This is a genomic window from Candidatus Nitrosotenuis aquarius (genome assembly GCF_002787055.1).
GTDB lineage: Archaea > Thermoproteota > Nitrososphaeria > Nitrososphaerales > Nitrosopumilaceae > Nitrosotenuis > Nitrosotenuis aquarius.
Window position 1 is genome coordinate 814107 of sequence record NZ_CP024808.1, and the last position, 20374, is coordinate 834480.

Here is a 20374-nt window from a genome sequence, read left to right on the forward strand (position 1 = left end):
GGTATAAAATTGTAAATTAGTCAGGCTTGTACTTGAAGAGGCCGCCCGCCTCAATTATTTTGGCCACAATTTCTGAGAATGGCTTCATGGAATAGGTCTGGTTTTTGGTCAGATTTTTGATCTGGTTTTTTGTTATATCCACTTCGATTTGGTCTCCGTCAGAGATTTTCTTGTAGGTATCCTCATCCACTTCAATTGGAAGCAAGAATCCTCCATCGACTGCATTTCTATAGAATATTCTGGCAAAGGTTACTGCGATTACGCCCTTTATTCCGCATTGGCTAAGGGCAATTGGTGCGTGCTCTCGCGATGAACCACATCCAAAGTTTCGGCCTGCCACCAAAAAATCCCCCTTTTGCACCTTGGAGTGAAAATCTGGGTCAATTCCTTCCATTGCGTGCTTTGCTATTTCGTCATAGTCGTGTAACTTGAGATACTGACCAGGCAAAATAACATCAGTGTCAATGTTGTCTTTTTCGTATTTGATTACTTTGCCCATTACAAATCACGCGGATCAGTTATTTTGCCAGTAACAGCAGACGCTGCAGCAACTAGTGGAGACGCCAGATATGTCTGTGATTCGACATGACCCATCCTGCCAGGGAAATTCCTGTTTGTGGTACTGATGCAGATTTCATCTTTTGCCAATACTCCCATGTGTGCACCACAGCATGCACCGCATGTCGGCGGACCAACTGTGACTCCGGCATCTAGAAATATTTTGAGCAAGCCATTTTCCATTGCTCTCTTGTATATTGATATTGCAGCTGGAAGAACTTCGGTTCTGATTTTTACTTGGCGGCCCTTTAGGATTTTGGCTGCCGCCTCGAGGTCTTCGTATTTTGCTCCAGTACAAGAGCCAATGTAGGATTTGTCCAGCTCAATTCCTGCAACGTCGCGCACTGTTGCAATGTTTTCAGGAGAATATGGTTTTGCTATTGTCGGCTCTAGTTCTGATGCCTCGTATTCGTATACCTTAGCATATTCTGCGTCCGCATCTCCATATACGGGAGTGTATTTTGCGGCGCCTCTTTGGGATAAATAATCAAAGACTTTTTGGTCCGGCTCGATTATTCCGTTTTTGGCACCTGCCTCGGTAGTCATGTTGCATAATGTCAATCTTGATTCTACGGACATTTCAGAAATTCCGCTACCGCCAAACTGCATTGCATAATACGCAGCACCTTCGGTGCCAATATCGCCAATTATTTTGAGTATCAAGTCTTTTGCCATCATGTGATCAGGTAATTTGCCATTCAGCTTAAAGTATAATGTCTCTGGGACCTTGAACCAAATTCTGCCGTTTAGCAAAACATATGCAACATCAGTATGGCCTAAGCCGCAGGCAAATGCGCCTAGTGCACCAGTGGTGTTAGTATGGGAGTCGCCTCCAACATAAACTTCTCCAGGCAAGACCATTGCCTCCTCATGAGACAAGGTATGGCAGATTCCATACTGCCCCATTCCATACTTGAAGTGTTTTTCAATTCCATATTGTTTTGTAAATTTTGTCAGCTTGACAATGTTTTCAGCAGAGATCTTTTCAGCGGACGGCACAAAGTGGTCTTCTGCAACCCAGACTTTGGATGAATTCCAGAGTCTGTCTGTTGGAATTCCTTGTTTTTGGAGCTTTTCAAATACCTTGATTACACCAGGTCCTGAAACATCGTGAATCATTGCCTTGTCCACATTTGCAAATATGATATCGTCTGGTGCAACGCTTGATTTGCCGGATGCACGTGCAAGAATCTTTTCTGTTATATTCACAGAACAAAGATCGAGTCATTTCAGATTAAAAGCTTTGGAGAAGGATAAAAAATGCGAAAACCGCAACAATACCATTGACCAGAATAATTCCAATCAAGACCTCAAGAAAACGATCCAGCTTTGAACTGTATGAGGATATTATAGAATCAGTAAAACCACATGTCTTGGAAACAGGCGACATTATTGTGATTTCAAGCAAATATGTGGCAAATTCCCAGGGGCGATTACTAGACATTACAAAGACTAGGCCGTCGTCGGAAGCATCAGAATTATCAAAAAAATACCAAATAGACTCAAAATTTGCCGAAGTCATCCTGCGTGAATCTGATAAAAGGTTAGGCGGAGTGACGGGATTTGTTCTCACATCAGCAGACCACATCTTGGCTCCAAATGCTGGAATTGACAAGTCCAACGTAGAAAAGGGCACCGCAATACTATACCCGGATTTGCCATATACAATAACAGAAAATATCCGGAAAAAAATTCTGCTAAATCTTGGAGTCCATGTAGGAGTAATTCTAGTAGACAGCAGGCTAATGCCCGCAAGGGCAGGAACCATAGGGGTTGCAATAGCAACATCTGGCTTTGAGCCAATACAAGATGTGCGTGGCCAAAAAGACCTAGATGGAAACCCCTTGCGAGTCACCATGAAAGCAACTGCAGACAATTTGGCAACAATTGCAAACCATACCATGGGGGAAGGCTCAGAATCCACACCGATTGTAATAATCAAAGAATCTGGAGTAAAACTCACATCACGCAAAATCAAGCCAGATGAAATGTCAATATCATCAGATCTCTGCGTGTACATGCGCGGCTTTGCTAACTAATTTAAATAAAGTAAATTCAAAGAATGGCCAATGCAGTATCTGACCAGATATCCAAGGACAGTATCGTTTGGCAGTGGAAAAAACCACTTTATCGACATTGATGCCAAAGGAGTAGAGCAGCTCACAGTTATTGTGAAAAAAAGCGCAGAGGAACTATACAACATAATGCTCAAAGAGGGATTCACCAAAGTAAAATTTGAGCACAAGCAAGAAGCCCAGATAGGGGACGGGCTGTCTCTGAAATTAAAAAAACCATGGGAGATGCATTTGCGATTATTTGATAGAAAAAACGGTGAGGTCGGAATTGAAGCCGAAGTCGAGGTATCACGTGATTACCTGCAACATTTGTTTTGCCAGCGAACCCCAGTCATTTATGAGATAGAAGCACTCTTAAAAAAACACCAAATAGAATACAAAATCTGGCACAACAAGGTAAAAAATCACATCCATGGCATACTTGACAATTACAAAATAACACTTGCCACACCAAACATCCCGGTCTTTGCCTGGAAGCCAATGATATTTTTTATCGGTACTGTAGGCGTGTTTTATCTATGGAAATATCTAGATACGATATTCTAGCTTGAAGACTTAATTACAATTTTTTACCAAACCAGTTCAATGAGTGATGGTTTTCTCTCTGTAGAATTAGGACATTATGGCGTGTCCCCATGGGAAATCGAAGTCATATACGGATTGTTGGCAGAGCGATTCAGAATTTCACAGGACGAGATCACAGAGCGAGATCCAGATTTTGTCAGTGTCGTAGAGATCAACATTCCGCTTGCATTCAATGAAGAATTTTTCAAATGGTTTGAATACCACAGATGGGACAAGATAAAATACATTTTCAAGGAAATGAGGCGACGACGAGGCAGAAAAAACTCGCTCAAGGTAGGCATCGGATTTACAGGTGCACCAAAAATAGCATTCATACTTGATGTTGAGGAAAAAGACACATTTGACAACGCACTTGAAAAACTTGATTTTGTAATAGAGTTGTTATCATATCATCTGAATTTTGAAAATATTGAGGACGTGTCCAAGGTCATTTACAAATTTGATACAGAAACTAGGAAATGGAAAATGCACACATTGTTTGCAAACAACAAGAGATTTGTTTTAGTGAACAACACATGGAAGATGATTATTTAATATCTTTTTCTAGCGGTTCTAGCATTGAGTGTAATTCTTTGTATTTGGAATCCAAAAATTCCAGTGATTCGACTAGCTTTTTTGACTTTCCATATTTGAAGCGGATCAGCTCGCGATGGTGCCAGAAATTTTTCCCATCACTTAGCGACAGTGTTGTAAAGTAATCAGGGCCCTTTACAGAATCTGGAATTTTGATATTGTATGGGAATAAAAATTCTGCAATGAACCATTCATCACCATCCGGATAATCAGAGCCAGTCTCAACATCAAAAAATATGTGCAACAAACTAGATTGCATCAGGCCATCATCAGGTATGGTAGGATGCTTGATGTTTGATTTGCTAAAATCAAGATTCAGCAAGTTTGGCTCAAAGTAACCTTTGATTATGGATTTTCTAAATATCTTGTTTGCTTCAGTCAGATTCAATTACAGAGGGAGTAGTTAGATCGAGGTTATTTTAATTTCCGTTAAGAATTAGTCAATTTATGACTGGTTTTGCAGCCAAAATCTTTGAGTTTCTATGCGTCAAACACAGAAGCAGAATAAATTAAAAACCGATTCTGAACCAACACGAGGTTTGGGGATTTTATTAATAATACAAGCAACACTCATGAATAGGTTTCATATCGTGTTAAATTATAGTTTAACACACGTGATTTAATATTTCTTTTACAAGCTAATTATACTGATAATGAATTCAAAATTTCCGAAAGATCAGTTGTAGGATGACCACTTGAAGAAATTATCTGGGATGCCGGTGGATTTTCCACATAATTTGGGATTTTGTCGGTTATTCTTTTATCATATTGACTAATTGTTTCGTTTTTGTAAAACACACCTATTGGAATTTTTGTGTCCCATTCCAAAGAACGAACCAGTGCTTGTGTGAGTTTTTCATTTAGCTCAATTTCTTCATCATAATGCACTACCGGATCATATCCTGTTTCTTCAAGCTTGTAGATTCTAGGCTTTGTCATTTTTGTGATCTCATCAAATCCAGCATACCAGTCCCTTGTGTTAATGTCATTATATGTAGGACATGGCTGGAGCACATCGATAAACGAGAGTCCCTTGTGTTTTACTGCCGCGGTTATGGTATCTTTGAGATGTCTTACATCATACGCATAGCTTCGCGCAACAAAGGTAAACCCACTTGTAATTGCAAGGCCTATCGGGTTTACGTTATAGTTGGTGTTTGGAGAGGGAAGTGATTTTGTCTTTTCACCAAGCTTCAGAGTAGGCGATGCCTGCCCTTTTGTCAGGCCGTAAACTCCATTGTTAAATATGATATATGTCATATCCAGATTTCTTCTACCTGCCGCAACAAAGTGTCCTGCACCAATTCCAAGACCGTCACCGTCTCCACCAACTGCAATTACAGTGAGATCAGGATTTGCAAGCTTGGCTCCTTGTGCAAATGTTAAGACTCTGCCATGCAATGTGTGGACTCCGTTTACATTGATGTAATGAGAAGTCTTGCCAGAACATCCAATGCCAGAAAATATTGCCGCCTTGTGACGAGGGATCTGCATTTCCGCCATGGACATTTGAATTGCATTTACTATGCCAAAGTCTCCGCATCCCGGGCACCAGTCATTGTGGACATCGGTTTTGTAATCGCCTAGCTTAAGCGCCATGAGTCAACACCTGTCTTGGCTTTGCCTTGTTATCTATTATGTTTTTTATAGAATTGTATATTTCCGTGCTAGTCATTGTGCGTCCAGTGTATTTTAGGATGTAATAGTCAGGCTTTTTTTGCATGTTTTGTTTTAGCATCTCGCCCAGCTGTCCTACGTGGTTTGCCTCTATGTCTATTATGGTTTTGACGTCTTTGAGCAAAAATCCCAGATAGTCCTTTGGAAACGGATGCAACAGTTTTAGCTGTACAAATCCAATTTTGATATTTTCCTTGTTTAACATTTGTATGGCATCAAGTATTGGTCCCTTTGGTGAGCCCCAGCTTATCACAGATATTTGTTCTATGCCAAACGACATTGCTTGCTCTTCGTCAGGCATTGTTTTGAGAACATAGTCCAGCTTTGACTGGCGTTTGTCCATCATTTTGATTCTCAATTCCGGGTCTTCAGTGATGTGGCCTGCCTCGTCACTTTCATCACCAGTGTTCCAGAAAATTCCGTTTTCAAGGCCTATCTTGGATCTAGGCGAGATGTTATCATCGGTAAATGCAAATCTCTTGTAATTCGCATCTGGCGCTAGTTTTTCCAATAGTTTTCCTCGGTTTATCTTTATTTTGTCAAGATCGAATTTTTTGCAGGTAATCACAGAGCTTGCCAAGAATTTATCCATCATGTGTATTACTGGCATCTGATACTGTTCTGAATAGTTAAAGCATCTGGCTGTATCGTAAAAGCTTTCTTCGACATCACCAGAGGCATAGACAATTCTTGGAAATTCCCCGTGTCCTGCATAAACCGCAGACAATAGATCATCTTGGCCGTGTCTTGTCGGCAGGCCGGTAGAAGGCCCGCTTCTTTGGTATAGCGTTACAACAATTGGCACTTCGTTTATTCCCGCCCATCCAAGTGCCTCCGACATTAATGAAAATCCTGGACCGGATGTGCATGTTGCGGATCTTGTTCCAGTCAGCGCACCACCTATTGTCATGCCTATTGCAGAGATTTCATCTTCTGTCTGCACTACCAGAGTAGAGCCTGGCCGATTGTCTTTGACATTTATTATTTCGTTTGATTCCAAAAATACGCTTTCATCTGATGCCGGAGTGATTGGATAGTATGGCTGGAATCTGCATCCGCAGGCCATCTTTCCCAATGCGGTTCCCTGATACCCCTGCACAAGTATGGTATCAGGTGTTTTGCTAGTCGGCTTTAGTGTGAATTTGAAATCAGGAAACTTTGCTGCAGCAAAATTGTACGAAAACGTGGCTGCGCCCTTGTTTAGATCTGCAATTGCCTTCTTTTTTGAAAATATTGCATCAATTGATTCGAGCAGTGTTTGAGGAGGCATCCTCAGTATCCCTAGGGAAAAAGAAACGCCAAGCACATTATACATCCTAATCATTGCCTTGAGCCGTGGATTGTTTGCCTCATCTGCCATCGTAGCAAGTACGGTCTTGAACGAAATTGGGCATAATTTTGCCCCGCGATTTTTGGCATGATCCAGTGCATCCTGTACTATAAGCGCGGGCTTTAGGCTCTTTTCCAGCCTTGACTTGTATTGGGAATCGATTGTGTGAACTTCATCTATTTTGGTTTGTGCAATATCAGAATCATAGATTATTGCCCCATCTGGAGCCATCTCGGAATAATGGCGAAAGATTGTCTCTGCATCAAATGCCACCATCAGGGTGATGTCATCTACATTGGAGCGAATTATTCCATCAGAGACGCGCACCATGAAATAGCTGTGCTCGCCTTTGATGTTGGAATAAAATTCCCTTTTGCCAAAGATATGATATCCCATGGAAGCGCATGCCCTGGAGAAAATGTTGGCAGCAGACTCTACACCACTGCCCTGCGGGCCTCCAATTAACCAGGAAATGTCAGTTGACACAAGGACTGTAGGTCTTATTTGCTTTTAAGAATATGGATGATTTTCCTAACCACCGGTTGCTGCCTCAAATAATGCACACTCGCACTTGTCGCGCTCGCCGCAATAAGGACACACACAGACACATTTTTCAATTGCATTGCCGCATTCTATGCACAAGGCAAATTCCTCCTCATCTTTTTTGTCAGCCAAGCTACCATTGTAACCACAACAAATCTTATAAAGATTTGATCAAGTTTTGCTTTGATGCAGATCCTCCTTACCAGAAGACTACACGACTTTGCAATGAAAGAACTTCAAAAAAGATACAAAATTGTCGTCCATGACGGCAAAATTCCAATGCCAAAAAAAATCCTAATTGAAAAAATAAAAAATGTCGACGGCCTCATCTGCTTTCCATATGATACTATAGATAGAAAAATAATAGATAGTGCAAAAAATCTCCAAGTAATCAGCACATATAGCGTCGGATACGACCACATTGACTTGGATGCTGCAAAGAGAAAAAACATCAAAATCGGCTACACGCCTGATGTCCTGACCGGTGCTACTGCGGATCTTACCATTGGGTTGATTTTGGACTTGATGCGCAGAATAACAGAGGGGGACAGACTAATTCGTGCTGGAGGATGGCGCCAGATATTTGGGCCCCATGACTATGTTGGAGTCGATCTGGAGGGGAAAACACTTGGGATTTTGGGCATGGGGCGAATAGGCCAGGCAGTCGTAAAAAGAGCCAAAGGTTTTGGCTTGAGCATACAATACCATACCAGGACACGGCTGCCAAAAAGCCAGGAAAGAAAACTTGGAATCAAATACGTCAGATTCAATGATTTACTAAAAAACAGCGACATTTTGTCAATCCACACTCCGTACAGAAAAGAAACTCACCACATCATGAATTTGAAGACCATGAAAAAAATGAAAAAGTCTGCTATTCTTATCAATACTGCGCGAGGCAAGATAATCAATGAAAAAGATTTGGTCAGAGCACTGGAGGCAAAAATCATTGCAGGTGCAGCCCTAGATGTATTTGAAAAAGAACCAATTGGGAAAAACCACAAGCTGACAAGAATGCAAAATGTGGTACTGGCACCACACATTGGCAGCTCTTCTGCAGAAACGCGCGCAAAGATGGCCCAAATAACCATACAGAATCTGATTTTGGGACTGGAGAAAAAGAAAATGATCTATTCGGTATAATTATAGCATCTCGCGTACTGATTTTAATTGAATCAGATCATCGGGATCTGCCTTGATGCAATCGGTACCAACTGGCTTTAGTGTTTCAAACTTTATTTGTCCCTGTGGAACAGAGCCGGCCTTTTGCAGGTCTCCAAGTTTTTGGTAAATTGTGTCCTTGTGTTTTGCGCATGTAACGCCTACCATGTATTCGTCTTTTTGTGCCAAAATAGATATGACAAATTCTGGAGGATTGACGCACTGTCGTCCTTGTTCTTTAATTGAGCACCTGTCTGGCAGCAACAAGAAAGATTCCGGGAAAATTCTATGTAAACGTACCCCCCCCCCCCCCATATTTTACACATGGAACTAGGCAGAATCTAGCTTGGAAAAATTCCAGGCGTGTGGCTTTTGGGCCTTGTCCAGTTTTATTATTCCTGAATCTGATAATTGTTGTACTAGATATGCCGAATATGCAGGCGCCCCAGTTGCGCCAGGCGAATTGTAATTAATAATATGCAGGGAATTACTAGACTGTAATTCCAGAGTTTCTGGCAGGAATGTTCCGTTTTTTGTAATTATTGGGGTGCGTATTCCCGCGGTTCCTCGTGAAGTAAAATACTGGGGCTTTATTTTTGGGATGAATTCCTTGACGTGTCTCACCATTGCATTTTTGGAAATAGAGCTCTTCCACTCTTTTGATACCAGAGATAAAAATTCTGAATTGAATAACAGCTTTTTTGAGCTGCCAGAAATTATCTGGCCTAATTTTGATGCTGTCTTTGACACACCGCCGATTCCAGAATATGCCTCTGGATCCGATACTGGTACGGCATTTGGTCCAATTTCTACTGTACCGTCTGCGCGCCTGATCCAGTGCGGATCTAAGAATGGAAAGCTGGCAAATTTTGCCACGGTGTAAATGTTTGTGCCAACCAGATCCGCATACTGTGGTGCTATTTTCCAGTATTCTCCCCTAAAGTGAAGATTCGAGTATTCCCTTGCCAGGCCTAGCTGTTTTGCTATGTCTAGTGAGTATCCGCCTGCGCAGTTTATCAGAAAATCAAATTCAATTGATTTTTTATTTGCAAAAAATATTGTGTTGTTTTTTATTTTTTGCACCATATGTGAGAAGAGAAATTGTGTTCCGTTTTGCTTGGATTCCAGAGATAGCTGTTCGGTGAGCATCCCATAACTAGTTGATGCATCTTTTTTGCAGTAAATCCCGGAATGGCATTTTACGTTTGGCTCCCTTTGTGTTATTTGTGTGTGATCTAATAATTGCAGATCAGATTCTGCAAGTCCATTTTGTGTGCCCCATTTTAGGTATTTTTCTAGCGTGTGGTGCTGGGATTCGTCCAGTGCAATTTCTATTGTGCCAGTGTCCTTCCATTGAATGTTGTGCTTTTTTGCAAAAGTTTGCCACAGATCATGTGACTGCAAGGCAGCCTTGGCAATTTTTTTCTTTTTTTGCGGGTCTAGGTAAAATGGCGAGTGTACAACTCCCGTGTTTCTGCTGCTGGCGTGAGCTGCCACCCTGTCTTCTTTTTCAATTACGCATACTTTGTGATTGGTAAGAGCAGAGAGCCAATAGGATATAGTGATGCCCAGGATCCCCCCGCCAATTATTGCGACATCAAACTTCAATGATACAATACAATACCACAATCATTAATTGATTATGAAAAAAGGCGCCGGGAGAGAGATTTGAACTCTCGAACCCTTGCGAGTACGCGCTTTATGGTTTGTGTAATTTCCAGGCGCGCGCCCTACCAGGCTAGGCGACCCCGGCACTAGTCTTGCGACAAAAATTCTAACAAATTATTCATTATATAATAGGTGATTATCCTTTAATGAAATCCTCAAGGGCTGCCTTTGCCTGGGGATCACTCATCTGTCTTGGAGGATGCTTCATCAAATATGCGCATGCCGGAATTATTGGCCCGCCCATTTTTCTCTCCAGTGCTATTTTGGCCAGTCTTGCTGCATCAATTACTATACCTGCCGAGTTTGCCTTGTCGTCTACCTCTAGTCGAACTTCCATGTTGTATGGTATGTTTGCCCACTGGCGTCCCTCTATTCTCATGAACATTAGTTTTGTATTTCCTAAAAATGGGATAAAGTCTGACGGCCCGACATAGATTTGGTCGTCTGCCAGTCTTTGCGATAATTGTGATTGGACACTTTCTGTTTTGGAGATTCTCTTGCTTACTAGTCGCTCTTGCTCTTTCATGTTCAGAAAATCGGTGTTGCCGCCGACGTTTATCTGGTATGTCTTTTCTATTTTGGTTCCTCGATCATCGCATAATTTTGCAAGTGTTCTGTGTACAATTGTTGCTCCAACCTGTCCTTTGATGTCGTCTCCCACCACCGGAAGCTTTTTTGCCGCAAACTTTGCGCCCCATTTTTTGTCAGACGCAATAAATGATGGAATGCAATTTACAAATGCGGTATTTGTGTCAAGGCACATCTGGGCCCAGAACTGGGTTGCCTTGTCTGATCCTACTGGCAAATACGATACAATGATTTCGGCGCCGGTTTTTTCTATTGTCTTTTTGATTTCTTTTTTCAGCTGGTCAGTTGACTTTTTGGATTTGATTGGCTTGACCCTGTTTTCAACCCAGATTCCAACGCCGTCCAGTGCCGGGCTTTCGTATACCTCTGCCTTTGTTTTTGGCATCTTGTTTTTTGGAACCCAGTTGACCATGTTTGGGTATTCGTAAATTGCCTCGTTGATTGTCTTGCCTATCTTGTTGTTTCCAACATCAAAGCCTGCTACAAAGTCTAAATCATGAATCGAATATTTGGTGATTTTTTCATGCATTATTCCAATTACCTTTTGCCTTGGATTTTGCCTATAGTATTCAATACCCTGAATTAGGCCGGAAAAACAGTTGCCTATCCCCACAAGACCTACTTTGATTTTTGCCAAACCTAGACTTGTTCTCGCTAAACGCGTTTTAAGTTTTCCTACTTGAGCAGATCCAGTGTAAAGCTGTCGGAGATGCGCTTGCCGGACTCGTCATGTGCAATTATTTCAATTACGTATCGTCCTTCTAGGATTTTGGAATTGTCGTTTTTTTGTTGGTTCCACTCAAAGGTGTGTTTTTGTGCAGGCTCTAGTTGTTCCGATAGTGTTGTTGTGAAAAATACGGTTCCATCCAACGCTCGCACTATTATTCCAGGCGAGTCGTCTGAGAATGCAATCTTTGTTGTTCCTGAATTAACTATATGAATTTGTATTGTGTCGCCAAGCTTGTAGCTGTTTTGTTCCACATGGCCTGAGACCGAAGGGCCCTGGACAAAGACAACATTTTTTGAGTTTAATTGTTGCAGGTATGCTCCAAGTATTGCGGCAGCTAATACCCCAGTTATCACACAGATGGCCAAGCTTTTTGGAATCATTGCTCTGGTTTTGGTTTTGTGCGCCAGCTTTTAGGATATGTGTTTGGCGCCATTATGATTCGCCTTGTCTGAAACGCATAGCCTTTTACTGCATCCTTGATTTCGTCCGTGCTCATCATTGATTCTGCCAGAGCCACCACCTCGCCTTTTTGCGTGTAAATGCCGACTAGGTCGCCCTTTTTGATATTTGGGGAAAGCTGCAAAATTCCTGGAATTGCCAGCTGGGCTCCATGGCACAGCGCATCGACTGCAGAATCCCGAATTACTACTGATTTTATTTCAGTCAGTGCATATTCTATTGGCAGAATTATTTTTTTGAGCTTGGAATCATCGTTTTTTTCCTCCCATGTTGCAAAGGCGTCTGCTACCTCGTGCAGTGTCACCAGCTGGGATTCGTGGAACTGGTGCACTCGGGATCGTCTCAACTCTACCATGGTGGCGCCTGGGCCAAGGATTTCTCCAATATCATAGTATAGCTTTCTGATGTAGGTTCCTGCCTCGCATAAGACCCGCAATAACAATAATCGCTCTTTTTGCTCTACTACTTCTAATTCATAGATTGTTCTTGTCCTTGTTTGGCGCAAGACTGCAGAGCGCTGCGGGGGCTTTTGGTAGATTTCTCCGATGAATAATTTTAGTACTGATGTGAGTTTTTCCTTGTTTGGTTCTGAGTGCAGTCGTCCTAGGCCATAGTATTCTTTGGGTCCCATAAGCAAAACTCCCAGTGCCTTTGTCGCCTCGCCTAGTCCCAGTGGTAGGACTCCTGAGACTTGCGGGTCTAGTGTTCCGCTGTGGCCAATCTTTGGTAGCTTGAGAATTCGCTTTGCCCAGGCAACTGTTTCATGGCTTGTGGGTCCAGGTGGTTTGTCCAGAAGAATCAGGCCGTAGTTTAGGAGGTCTTTGACTGATCTTTTGTCATATGGTATTCCATAGGCGTCATTTGTGATATCCTGGTCTATTTGGAGCAGGTTTTGGAGTTGCGGCAGGCTCAAGAAAGATCCCTTACCTTTTGTATTGCTGTATCCAGGACTGCATTGGCATCGAGGCCGTCAGTGTTGATTATGATATCAAAGACTGAGAGGTCTTCGCCAAAATCAAATCCGTAGAGTTTTTTGTATAATGCTCGGTTTTCCTCGTATCGTTTTTTTACAATGTCTAGTGCGTTTGATAATTCCATGTTGTCCCGGGCTTGCATTCTCTTTGCGCTGTTTTGCCTGCTTCCGCCAAGCCAGATTTTGATTCCGCCGGAGACAAGCCATGGTAGGGTGTAGCTTGTGATTACTGCGCCACCCTTTTGGAATATTTCCTTTAGCTTTTCATCTACCTTTTTGTCAAATTCGTAATTGTCTTTTCTTTGTGAGAGAAACTTCATTCCCTCGTCGGTATCCCACCAGTCATCGCCTTTTGTCTGGAATCCTTTTTCTTGGGCCATTTCCTTGAGGACGTCACCGCCGCTAAGATTTTTCATTCCAAATTCTTGTGCTAGGCCCTTTGCTACTGTAGTCTTGCCGATGGCAGGTGGTCCTGAGATAATAATTGATTTTTGCAAAGCTAGGTAAGATCCATCGAGGTCTTGGTGATCTTCATTATTATGCCGCTAAACGCAATTGAACCAAGAAAATACCAAGCCCAGAAATAAACATCATGTTCATTATGACAGATTTTTCCATCGATTTTATCTGCTGGACACGTCAGCGAAAAGAAGTCACCGGGAATGATATTCAAAGAGATAGGAGATAACGCTACAGTGTATGCAAACAGTGGCGGCAGGACAAAATAGAAGATCAGAATCAGTGGTACAAACGTAATCATCATTGGGCGCATGTTCATCTGCATCATTTCCTGGTTTAGTCGAGTCATGTAGGCTGACTTTTTGTTGAGCTCTGCCTGTTTTTCGGCATCCTTTGATCTAAAGGCAGCCATTCTTTCTTTTTGCCAGGCTCTGGTTTCCTTCATTATTCGCTGGAGTTTTTCTTGGTCGACTAGCTTGCGTCGTACTACTGCATTGAATAGATTCAACAGAATTGAGAATCCCAAGATTCCAAACATGGATGGAATTATTCCTTTGACTAGTGGGTCTGCGCTACCAAGTGGGCCTTGGTGCATCCCAAAGAGATCACCTTGCAAAAAGATCGATTCCAGAAATTGCAAAACTATGAATTCCATTTTAGAGACCTATTGCGTTTATTACCTCAAGAGCAGCTTCTTCAACCTTTCCTTCTGTGTTTAAGACTGATTTCATCGGTGAGCCGGTAAGAACTACGCAGCTAGAAAGCATTGCGTCTTGGACTGCAAGCTCTTTTTTGATGTTATCTATGGATATAATGTCTCGGTGTCTTGTGCTGTCCTTCATTCTTCGGTTGTAGATCTCCTCTGGCCTTGCAGAGACTGCGATGAAATTTGCCGGCCTTAGCAGTTCCAAGACTGGGTATGGCAATCCTGGGTAAAATCCCTCCTTTGTGGAGATGAATGCGTGGGTGTCAATTATGACCAGATCATCGGACATTGCTGCAATTTTTTTGGCAGCCATTGCCTGGAGTTGTTTTTGCTCGTCTACTGCTAGCTTTCGGAGTTCGTCTCGGTTTTCGATTCCAAGCTTTTTTGCCTCTTCAAACATTACTGTGCCAAAGCTATGAACGCTGACGCTTTTGTTTTTGCTTTTGAGAACCTCAACTATTTTTGATACAAGTGTTGTTTTGCCTGCGCCGGCAATGCCTACGATTACTACTTTTTTACTTTCTGCCAAGCAAAGCACCCAGACGAGGCATGACGACTTCGACTTGTTCTCGAACTAGCTGTTGATAGTAGTTGATCAGAATATCGACCATCAGGAGGATTCCAATACCTGTTCCAAATACTCCAAGCACGTCCGATGCACCTGCCAGGGCGCCCAATATTGCAGAGCCAATAATTGTAACAGATGGGATGTACTTGGCAAGTAGCGACTCTACTGGTTGGTTTGATCTTCTAAATCCTGGGACTTGGACATCTGCATCCAAGAGGTTCTTTGCCGCGCTCTTGGGTGACAATCCTCCAAGCTCAACCCACAGTCTTCCAAATACTACGACAATTCCAATCATAAACAGAACATAGGCCACTGCCCTTAGCGGATCCAATGCTGCCAAGTCTAGGCCTCTTGGTGGTGTGATATAGTATACTAGGCCGCCAATTGGAGTTGATGGGCTTTGCGGATCAAACTGGGCTAAAAAGTTGAACAATGCGTTGTTGTTTCTTGGGTTAAAGTTTGCCCACATCATCTGCCCGATGAATATGGCGTTTGCGGTAAGCGCTGAGGCCAAGATTACCGGGATGTTAGATACATACATGAGTTTGATTGGATAAGTAGCGGAGAATCCCCTATACTTTGTAGATACGATTGGGATTTCGACTTTGATTGCCTGCGTATATACCAGAATTAGCAAGATTCCTGCCGTAATTCCAAGGCCGAACAAGCTTGGTAATTGATTAGACCTAAAGAAAATACTGGAAATGTCGCCCTGTGCAAACGACTGGGCTACAAACGGCGCAATGCCAATTAGCCCACCGTCACCCGCAGGCAGTGGACTGAAAATACTCCACAGAATCTGCTGGGCTACGCCTGCCATGATAAACAGACTGATTCCGCTGCCAAGACCCCATCCTTTCTGGATTAGCTCGTCTAGGAACATGATGATAACAGATGCCGCAATTAGCTGTCCAATTATAACATACAATACGCTTGGGTTTGCAATACCTGGCCCATACACTGCTATGGCATACACTATTGATTCTACTACAATTACGATATAGGTGACTAGCTTTGTTGCTGTTTGGAACACTCCTCGCTCGTCTGGCTTGGTAAAGTCGAACTTGAGAATCTCAGATCCCTTTAGCAGCTGCATCAAGAGTCCTGCAGTGACTATGGGTCCGATTCCTAGTTCGACTAGCGTTCCTTGTTGGGATGCGAAAATTACTCTAGCAAATGCCAAAAAGTCAAACTGGGGTGCCGTTGCTCCAAAAAGAGGAGTCTGGCCCATAACTTGGTAAATCAGTAGTGCCATTCCGCACCAAATAAGTCTGGTTGGAAGCGATAGTTTCTTTTTTGGTTTTGGAACCTGAACCAGATATGGTTCTGTTTTTTCTACAATACGCTTGATGATTCCAGTTGTGGTGTTCTCAGTCAACAGCTAACACCTCGCCCCCGGCCTTTTTGATCTTTTCTGCTGCAGATTCAGTGTATCTTTCGATTTTGACAGAATAGGCATTCTTTGTTTGCCCACCGCCAAGAAGTTTATCGTACCCAAGGCTTGCAAGGTCAAGCAGTTTTTTGCCGCCCTCTTGTTTGCCGTGTTTTGCGAAAATGTCGTCTAGGTCTCTTACACTGGTCCATTTTTTGGTGATGATCGGGTGAGGTGGATGAGTAGAATCGTGACCAAAGTGATCAGGATCGTCTTTGAGTAAAGAGCTGAACAGGTGCTTGTGCATGCCAGACTGTCCAAGTCCTCCTTTGTGGCCGCTTGCTCTGTGTTGGCCGATTTGTCCCCAGCCGTGTGTTCTGGAGCCGCGGAACTTTCTTGTCTTGCGGAATCGTGTTGCCAACTCAGATCATGCTCCTTACAAGCTCGACTAGCTCTTTGTTTTGTCCTAGCACTCCACCTTCGCCGTATGTTTTTCTGGTGCTTCGCTTAAAGCCCTTCTTTGGTGGAGCAAGTGCAAACCAAGGTTTGATTGGTTTGATTTTATTCATAGATGTTTTACCTTCAGAAACAGATGATGCAAGATCGTCAATTGATTTGAAGCCCAGTGGTGTCAAGTCCTCGTTTGTAATTTTTTTGTATCCTGACTTTCTTCCCTTTTTGCTGAATAATTCTTTTGCAATGTCTGCGCTGACTTCTTGCCAAGAAACATAGTGCTTTACTCTGTTTAGCATTCCAAGTGTGTTGTCTTTGGCTGGAATGATTGTTGCTCTGAATTTTTTGTCTAGTTTTAGTAATGTCATGGTGTTTTTTGCCCAGTGTGGGACGTTGATTTGTCCAGTCATTCTAACAACGAGGTATGCCTTTGCCATTTTGCTCAACCTTGACTAAATGTCTGCCTTAGACATTCTAGGATTGCCTTTGACGTAGAGTTCATCGTTGCAGTAGAGCCCTTTGCTGTGGTCCATGCGTCCTTTAGTCCTGCTAGCTTGAGGAGGTTTCTGATTTTGCCTCCTGCTACAAGACCAAGGCCTCTTGGTGCCGGTACAATTTCGACTACGACGCTTCCGCCTTTGCCTCGCACTTTAAACGGTACAGAGTGGGATTGGTCGCATCTGCATTCCCAGCTTCCACAACCTAGTTTGATTGGGCTGACGTTAAGATAAGCATTAGTTGTTGCCTTTTCGATTGCAACTCTCATTTGTTTTGATTTTCCCTGTCCAATTCCTAGCCAGCCGTTTTCGTTTCCTGCTGCAACTAGCGCCTTGAACTTAGTTTGCTGGCCGTTTGGTGTCATTTTTTGCACCATGCCAACGTCGATTACCTCGCTTTTCAGATCCGGCAGTAGTTTTTTGATGATTCCTGCTTCTTGAATTCGTAGTCCTTGAGAGTAAATTTCATTCATGTCAGTAATTAGGCCTGCTGCCACCTTTTTGCCAAGCTCGGTTCGTGGTACCCATGGTGCCTCTTCTTCTTTTCTTGGGCCTCTTCCCTGTCTTGGTGGCCTGTCGCCTCGTGGTGGTCTGTCTCCGTGTGGCCTGTCTTGTCTTTGGTTTTGTGTGGTTTGGCTCATTTTACTTTGCTCCACTGTCAATTGCTGACTTTATTTTTGCAATGTCGTTTTTTACTTTGAGATGCTCTCCGTTGATTCGCTCGTTGGCTGGCAGAGTTTCCTCGCTTGCCGGAATTTCTAGTCCTGCATCGATTACTCCTTTGAGGGCGGCTGCCATTCTTTGTGTGTATTTTCTGGTGCCGCTGTACAAAATTGCGCTAGTTGTTCCGGAGGCAAGTGCCTTTTTTCCTGCCATGTAACCCGTAAGATAAGCTGCTGGGACGTTCTTTCTTGAGCCTTTCCAGCCTTGAGAAATTAGAAATCTTGAATGTGCTGATGCGACTACCTTGTCGCCTGTGAATTGTGGCTTGTGGATTTGGACCAGTGTGTTTTCATTTGAGATCTGAACTGTAACAAAGTCTGCGCGGCTCATGAGCATTAGCTTGCGCTTTTTATAGTTGGTCTTCTCCTCACGTAATCGTCGTAGTATTACTGAATAAGCCATTGCGATATTGGTGAACTCTTGAAGTTGCTCTTATAAACGATTAGATGCGCAACGACGCAAGTAACGCTTTTTGCGAATGCAGTCGATTCTCTGCTTCATCCCACACTACAGATTGCGGGCCGTCAATTACATCCGATGTTACTTCTTGATCCCTCTTTGCTGGAAGGCAGTGCATAAAGATGCAAGAGTCTTTTGCTTTTGCCATTAATGCAGAGTTGACTTGATACTTTGGAAGGAATTGCTTGAGTCGTTTTGGATTGTCGTGAATTGAGACAAATGTGTCTGTGACTATGATGTCTGCATTCTTTGCTGCCTTGTTTGGATCTTGGCCCAGATCAATGTCGACGTGTTTTTTGCATTGTTTTACCAAGGTTGAGTCTGGCGCAAACTCTTTGGGTGTTGCAATTGACATTGATATTCCAACCTTTGAGCAACCAATTATCATTGAATTGCAGACATTGTTTCCATCGCCGATCCATGCTAGGTGCAATCCGTCGATCTTTCCTTTCTTTTCCTTTATTGTCATAAGGTCGGCCAGAATCTGGCACGGGTGATAGGAATTTGATAGTCCATTGATTATTGGTATGGTTGCGTTTTCTGCCAATGACACTAATGTAGAGTGCTCATAAACTCGCGCCATTACGACATCGACGTATCGTGACAGAGTTTTTGCAGTGTCTTCGATTGTCTCGCCTCGCGAAATCTGCAGATCTTGAGCGGACAGGTTGATTGCGTGACCGCCCAGCTGGAACATTCCAGTTTCAAAGCTTATTCGCGTTCGAGTCGATGGCTTTTGAAATATCATTGCAAGTGTTTTGTTTTTGAGTAACGGCTTTGCAATTCCCTTTTTGCGATCTTTTTTTAGCTTGATTGCAAGATCGATTGTTTGAGTGATTTCTTTTTTGTCTAGCTCGCCTAGTGTCAAGACGTCTTTAGTTTTGATCATTTCTTTAACCAACCGAAAAGTCCTTTCTTCTTTGGCTTTTCATCCTTTTCTTTAATCTTGTCTTCTTTTTCTTCTTCCATGTCTTCTGGTTCTTCCTCTGGTTCCTCTTCTGGTTTCTCTACCTTCTTTTCTTGGCCTGGCTTTGGACGGCCGCTTGCAATCCATTTTTGGATTTTCTCAGCCATATCAAATGCATCATCATCAGTTTCTGGGGGCGGAACATCGTAGAGGTCTGCATATTTGGAAATGTCTGTGTCTGAGATTCCTTCGAAGGGATCGTCGCTTTTCTTCTTCTTTGGTTCTGGTTTTGGTTCTGGTTTTGGTTCTGGTTTTGGTTCTGGTTTTGGTTCTGGTTTTGGTTCTGGTTTTGGTTCTGGTTTTGGTTCTGGTTTTGGTTCTGGTATCACCGCAGTAAAACCTTCGCCAAAGACAGTCTCTAGGAATAGTTTCTTATCAAAAGGCCTCAGATCCGCATATTCTTGACCCATGCCCACATACATGACAGGCTTTGCAGTGATTTTGACAATGGATAATGCCGCACCGCCTCGTGCATCTGCATCGCTTTTTGTCAGAATAGCGCCATCAAATTTTGTGTGCTGGAAAAATTCGCGCGCTTGATTGACAGTGTCGTTTCCTGCAAGCGAATCACCCACGAAGATTTTCAAATCAGGATTTACAACTTTGGTGATTTTCTCGATTTGTTCCATCAGGTTTTTGCTTGTCTGCATTCGACCGGCAGTATCAATTAGAACACAGTCAATTTTGTGAGACTTTGCGTAAAGAACTGCATCACGTGCAACGGCAGCCGGGTCTGCACCATAGTTTTGTGCTACGGTTTTGATGTTGAGTCGATTTGCGTGCTCTGTTAGCTGCTCAATTGCGCCTGCTCGAAATGTATCAGCTGCCGCAATAACAACAGAAAACTTGTTTTGTTTTAGAAGATATGCAATCTTGGCAAGTGTTGTGGTTTTTCCAGTGCCGTTGATTCCAACAAACAAAACAATGCAAGGCTCATTTGTTGTCTTTTTGGAATTGATTTTGGCAAAAAGATCCACAGCTCCTGCTTCATCAAATAATGCAGAAATTGTTCCAATCAGATTTTCCTTGATGAATTTTTCAATTTGGCTTTTGTCGACCGATGTGCCGGTTAGTGTTTTTTTCAGGTCCGCCTTGATAGAGTCGATTACCTCTGTTGCAACATCTGATTCCATTAATGCGATTTCTAGCTGGAATAAAACATCATCAATGTCACTTGCCTTTAGCTCTTTTTCGCTAAACGATTTAGCAACTGACGAGAACGCATTTCGTAATTTGTCAAACATAATATC

Annotated in this window: 25 protein-coding genes and 1 tRNA gene; 4 read left to right on the forward strand and 22 right to left on the reverse strand. The window is 42.8% G+C overall.

Annotated elements, in window-relative coordinates; all coding sequences use genetic code 11:
- Window positions 1-16: 16 nt before the first annotated feature.
- Both NAQ_RS04880 and NAQ_RS04885 read right to left on the reverse strand, forming a co-directional pair.
- Window positions 17-499, reverse strand: a complete 483-nt coding sequence (locus NAQ_RS04880; RefSeq protein ID WP_100182500.1) for a 3-isopropylmalate dehydratase small subunit — start codon at window positions 497-499, stop codon at window positions 17-19.
- Window positions 499-1767 (reverse strand): 3-isopropylmalate dehydratase large subunit, encoded by a 1269-nt coding sequence (locus NAQ_RS04885; RefSeq protein WP_100182501.1) that lies wholly within the window; start codon window positions 1765-1767, stop codon window positions 499-501. The genes NAQ_RS04880 and NAQ_RS04885 overlap by 1 nt, the downstream gene beginning before the upstream one ends.
- Window positions 1768-1841: 74 nt before the next feature.
- Here NAQ_RS04885 and NAQ_RS04890 point away from each other — a divergent pair, with 74 nt between their 5' ends.
- Genes NAQ_RS04890 through NAQ_RS04900 form a run of 3 tightly spaced genes read left to right on the forward strand, consistent with a single transcriptional unit; the run spans window position 1842 to window position 3752 of the window.
- Window positions 1842-2597, forward strand: coding sequence for a coenzyme F420-0:L-glutamate ligase (locus NAQ_RS04890; protein ID WP_245871753.1), 756 nt, complete (start codon window positions 1842-1844; stop codon window positions 2595-2597).
- 30 nt (window positions 2598-2627) lie between these two features.
- A complete protein-coding gene (locus tag NAQ_RS04895) occupies window positions 2628-3179 on the forward strand; it encodes a hypothetical protein (RefSeq protein WP_100182503.1) in 552 nt (183 codons plus the stop codon).
- Between the two features lie 39 nt (window positions 3180-3218).
- On the forward strand, window positions 3219-3752 hold the full coding sequence (locus tag NAQ_RS04900; RefSeq protein WP_100182504.1) for a hypothetical protein: 534 nt from the start codon (window positions 3219-3221) through the stop codon (window positions 3750-3752).
- Here the strand turns inward: NAQ_RS04900 and NAQ_RS04905 are convergent.
- The 4 genes from NAQ_RS04905 to NAQ_RS10110 all read right to left on the reverse strand — a co-directional run bounded on the left by NAQ_RS04905 (window position 3745) and on the right by NAQ_RS10110 (window position 7473).
- Window positions 3745-4179, reverse strand: coding sequence for a hypothetical protein (locus NAQ_RS04905; RefSeq protein ID WP_100182505.1), 435 nt, complete (start codon window positions 4177-4179; stop codon window positions 3745-3747). The genes NAQ_RS04900 and NAQ_RS04905 overlap by 8 nt on opposite strands.
- A gap of 254 nt (window positions 4180-4433) precedes the next feature.
- Window positions 4434-5390: a 2-oxoacid:ferredoxin oxidoreductase subunit beta gene (locus tag NAQ_RS04910; protein ID WP_100182506.1), complete on the reverse strand. Its 957-nt coding sequence runs from the start codon at window positions 5388-5390 to the stop codon at window positions 4434-4436.
- The gene (locus tag NAQ_RS04915) at window positions 5380-7284 is read right to left on the reverse strand and encodes a 2-oxoacid:ferredoxin oxidoreductase subunit alpha (RefSeq protein WP_100182507.1); all 1905 of its coding nucleotides are present in this window, start codon (window positions 7282-7284) and stop codon (window positions 5380-5382) included. The genes NAQ_RS04910 and NAQ_RS04915 overlap by 11 nt, the downstream gene beginning before the upstream one ends.
- Window positions 7285-7329: 45 nt before the next feature.
- Window positions 7330-7473, reverse strand: a complete 144-nt coding sequence (locus tag NAQ_RS10110) for a hypothetical protein (RefSeq protein WP_162858652.1) — start codon at window positions 7471-7473, stop codon at window positions 7330-7332.
- A gap of 54 nt (window positions 7474-7527) precedes the next feature.
- Here NAQ_RS10110 and NAQ_RS04920 point away from each other — a divergent pair, with 54 nt between their 5' ends.
- Window positions 7528-8484 carry a 2-hydroxyacid dehydrogenase gene (locus NAQ_RS04920; RefSeq protein WP_100182508.1) on the forward strand — a complete coding sequence of 319 codons (957 nt, stop codon included), beginning with the start codon at window positions 7528-7530 and terminating at the stop codon, window positions 8482-8484.
- Here NAQ_RS04920 and NAQ_RS04925 read toward each other — a convergent pair whose 3' ends face one another.
- The 16 genes from NAQ_RS04925 to ftsY all read right to left on the reverse strand — a co-directional run bounded on the left by NAQ_RS04925 (window position 8485) and on the right by ftsY (window position 20368).
- Entirely contained in the window at window positions 8485-8766 is a 282-nt protein-coding gene (locus NAQ_RS04925) for a hypothetical protein (RefSeq protein WP_100183459.1), read from the reverse strand. It lies immediately after the preceding gene.
- Between the two features lie 66 nt (window positions 8767-8832).
- On the reverse strand, window positions 8833-10110 hold the full coding sequence (locus NAQ_RS04930) for an NAD(P)/FAD-dependent oxidoreductase (RefSeq protein WP_245871755.1): 1278 nt from the start codon (window positions 10108-10110) through the stop codon (window positions 8833-8835).
- 45 nt (window positions 10111-10155) lie between these two features.
- Window positions 10156-10255 (reverse strand) — tRNA-Ser (locus tag NAQ_RS04935).
- A 51-nt stretch (window positions 10256-10306) separates the two neighbouring features.
- Window positions 10307-11395, reverse strand: a complete 1089-nt coding sequence (locus tag NAQ_RS04940; RefSeq protein ID WP_100182509.1) for an inositol-3-phosphate synthase — start codon at window positions 11393-11395, stop codon at window positions 10307-10309.
- 38 nt (window positions 11396-11433) lie between these two features.
- Window positions 11434-11853, reverse strand: a complete 420-nt coding sequence (locus NAQ_RS04945; RefSeq protein WP_162858653.1) for a hypothetical protein — start codon at window positions 11851-11853, stop codon at window positions 11434-11436.
- Between the two features lie 11 nt (window positions 11854-11864).
- Window positions 11865-12860: an RNA-guided pseudouridylation complex pseudouridine synthase subunit Cbf5 gene (locus NAQ_RS04950; protein ID WP_100182511.1), complete on the reverse strand. Its 996-nt coding sequence runs from the start codon at window positions 12858-12860 to the stop codon at window positions 11865-11867.
- Complete coding sequence (locus NAQ_RS04955; RefSeq protein ID WP_100182512.1) at window positions 12857-13417, reverse strand: cytidylate kinase-like family protein; 561 nt, start codon at window positions 13415-13417, stop codon at window positions 12857-12859. The genes NAQ_RS04950 and NAQ_RS04955 overlap by 4 nt, the downstream gene beginning before the upstream one ends.
- Window positions 13418-13419: 2 nt before the next feature.
- Window positions 13420-14034: an EMC3/TMCO1 family protein gene (locus NAQ_RS04960; RefSeq protein WP_100182513.1), complete on the reverse strand. Its 615-nt coding sequence runs from the start codon at window positions 14032-14034 to the stop codon at window positions 13420-13422.
- 1 nt (window position 14035) lies between these two features.
- Entirely contained in the window at window positions 14036-14614 is a 579-nt protein-coding gene (locus tag NAQ_RS04965; RefSeq protein ID WP_100182514.1) for an adenylate kinase, read from the reverse strand.
- Complete coding sequence (gene secY, locus NAQ_RS04970) at window positions 14601-16031, reverse strand: preprotein translocase subunit SecY (protein ID WP_100182515.1); 1431 nt, start codon at window positions 16029-16031, stop codon at window positions 14601-14603. The genes NAQ_RS04965 and secY overlap by 14 nt, the downstream gene beginning before the upstream one ends.
- A complete protein-coding gene (locus NAQ_RS04975) occupies window positions 16024-16446 on the reverse strand; it encodes an uL15 family ribosomal protein (RefSeq protein WP_100182516.1) in 423 nt (140 codons plus the stop codon). Before NAQ_RS04975 ends, secY begins: the two co-directional genes overlap by 8 nt.
- Before the next feature lies 1 nt (window position 16447).
- Window positions 16448-16915: a 50S ribosomal protein L30 gene (locus NAQ_RS04980; RefSeq protein ID WP_100183461.1), complete on the reverse strand. Its 468-nt coding sequence runs from the start codon at window positions 16913-16915 to the stop codon at window positions 16448-16450.
- A gap of 5 nt (window positions 16916-16920) precedes the next feature.
- Window positions 16921-17616 (reverse strand): 30S ribosomal protein S5, encoded by a 696-nt coding sequence (locus tag NAQ_RS04985; protein WP_100182517.1) that lies wholly within the window; start codon window positions 17614-17616, stop codon window positions 16921-16923.
- A gap of 1 nt (window position 17617) precedes the next feature.
- Window positions 17618-18100 carry a 50S ribosomal protein L18 gene (locus NAQ_RS04990; protein WP_100182518.1) on the reverse strand — a complete coding sequence of 161 codons (483 nt, stop codon included), beginning with the start codon at window positions 18098-18100 and terminating at the stop codon, window positions 17618-17620.
- Between the two features lie 40 nt (window positions 18101-18140).
- Window positions 18141-19046: an ornithine carbamoyltransferase gene (argF, locus tag NAQ_RS04995; RefSeq protein ID WP_100182519.1), complete on the reverse strand. Its 906-nt coding sequence runs from the start codon at window positions 19044-19046 to the stop codon at window positions 18141-18143.
- Entirely contained in the window at window positions 19043-20368 is a 1326-nt protein-coding gene (ftsY, locus tag NAQ_RS05000) for a signal recognition particle-docking protein FtsY (protein ID WP_100182520.1), read from the reverse strand. The genes argF and ftsY overlap by 4 nt, the downstream gene beginning before the upstream one ends.
- Window positions 20369-20374: the final 6 nt, after the last annotated feature.

What these genes read in the sequence shown, in the direction of transcription:
- argF (WP_100182519.1), bottom strand. Translation starts at nt 19,046, where the DNA reads ATGATCAAAACTAAAGACGTCTTGACACTAGGCGAGCTAGACAAAAAA.
- NAQ_RS04980 (WP_100183461.1), bottom strand. Translation starts at nt 16,915, where the DNA reads ATGGCAAAGGCATACCTCGTTGTTAGAATGACTGGACAAATCAACGTC.
- NAQ_RS04960 (WP_100182513.1), bottom strand. Translation starts at nt 14,034, where the DNA reads ATGGAATTCATAGTTTTGCAATTTCTGGAATCGATCTTTTTGCAAGGT.
- NAQ_RS04920 (WP_100182508.1), top strand. Translation starts at nt 7,528, where the DNA reads ATGCAGATCCTCCTTACCAGAAGACTACACGACTTTGCAATGAAAGAA.
- NAQ_RS04900 (WP_100182504.1), top strand. Translation starts at nt 3,219, where the DNA reads ATGAGTGATGGTTTTCTCTCTGTAGAATTAGGACATTATGGCGTGTCC.
- NAQ_RS04880 (WP_100182500.1), bottom strand. Translation starts at nt 499, where the DNA reads ATGGGCAAAGTAATCAAATACGAAAAAGACAACATTGACACTGATGTT.
- NAQ_RS04895 (WP_100182503.1), top strand. Translation starts at nt 2,628, where the DNA reads ATGCAGTATCTGACCAGATATCCAAGGACAGTATCGTTTGGCAGTGGA.
- NAQ_RS04910 (WP_100182506.1), bottom strand. Translation starts at nt 5,390, where the DNA reads ATGGCGCTTAAGCTAGGCGATTACAAAACCGATGTCCACAATGACTGG.
- ftsY (WP_100182520.1), bottom strand. Translation starts at nt 20,368, where the DNA reads ATGTTTGACAAATTACGAAATGCGTTCTCGTCAGTTGCTAAATCGTTT.
- NAQ_RS04990 (WP_100182518.1), bottom strand. Translation starts at nt 18,100, where the DNA reads ATGGCTTATTCAGTAATACTACGACGATTACGTGAGGAGAAGACCAAC.
- NAQ_RS04985 (WP_100182517.1), bottom strand. Translation starts at nt 17,616, where the DNA reads ATGAGCCAAACCACACAAAACCAAAGACAAGACAGGCCACACGGAGAC.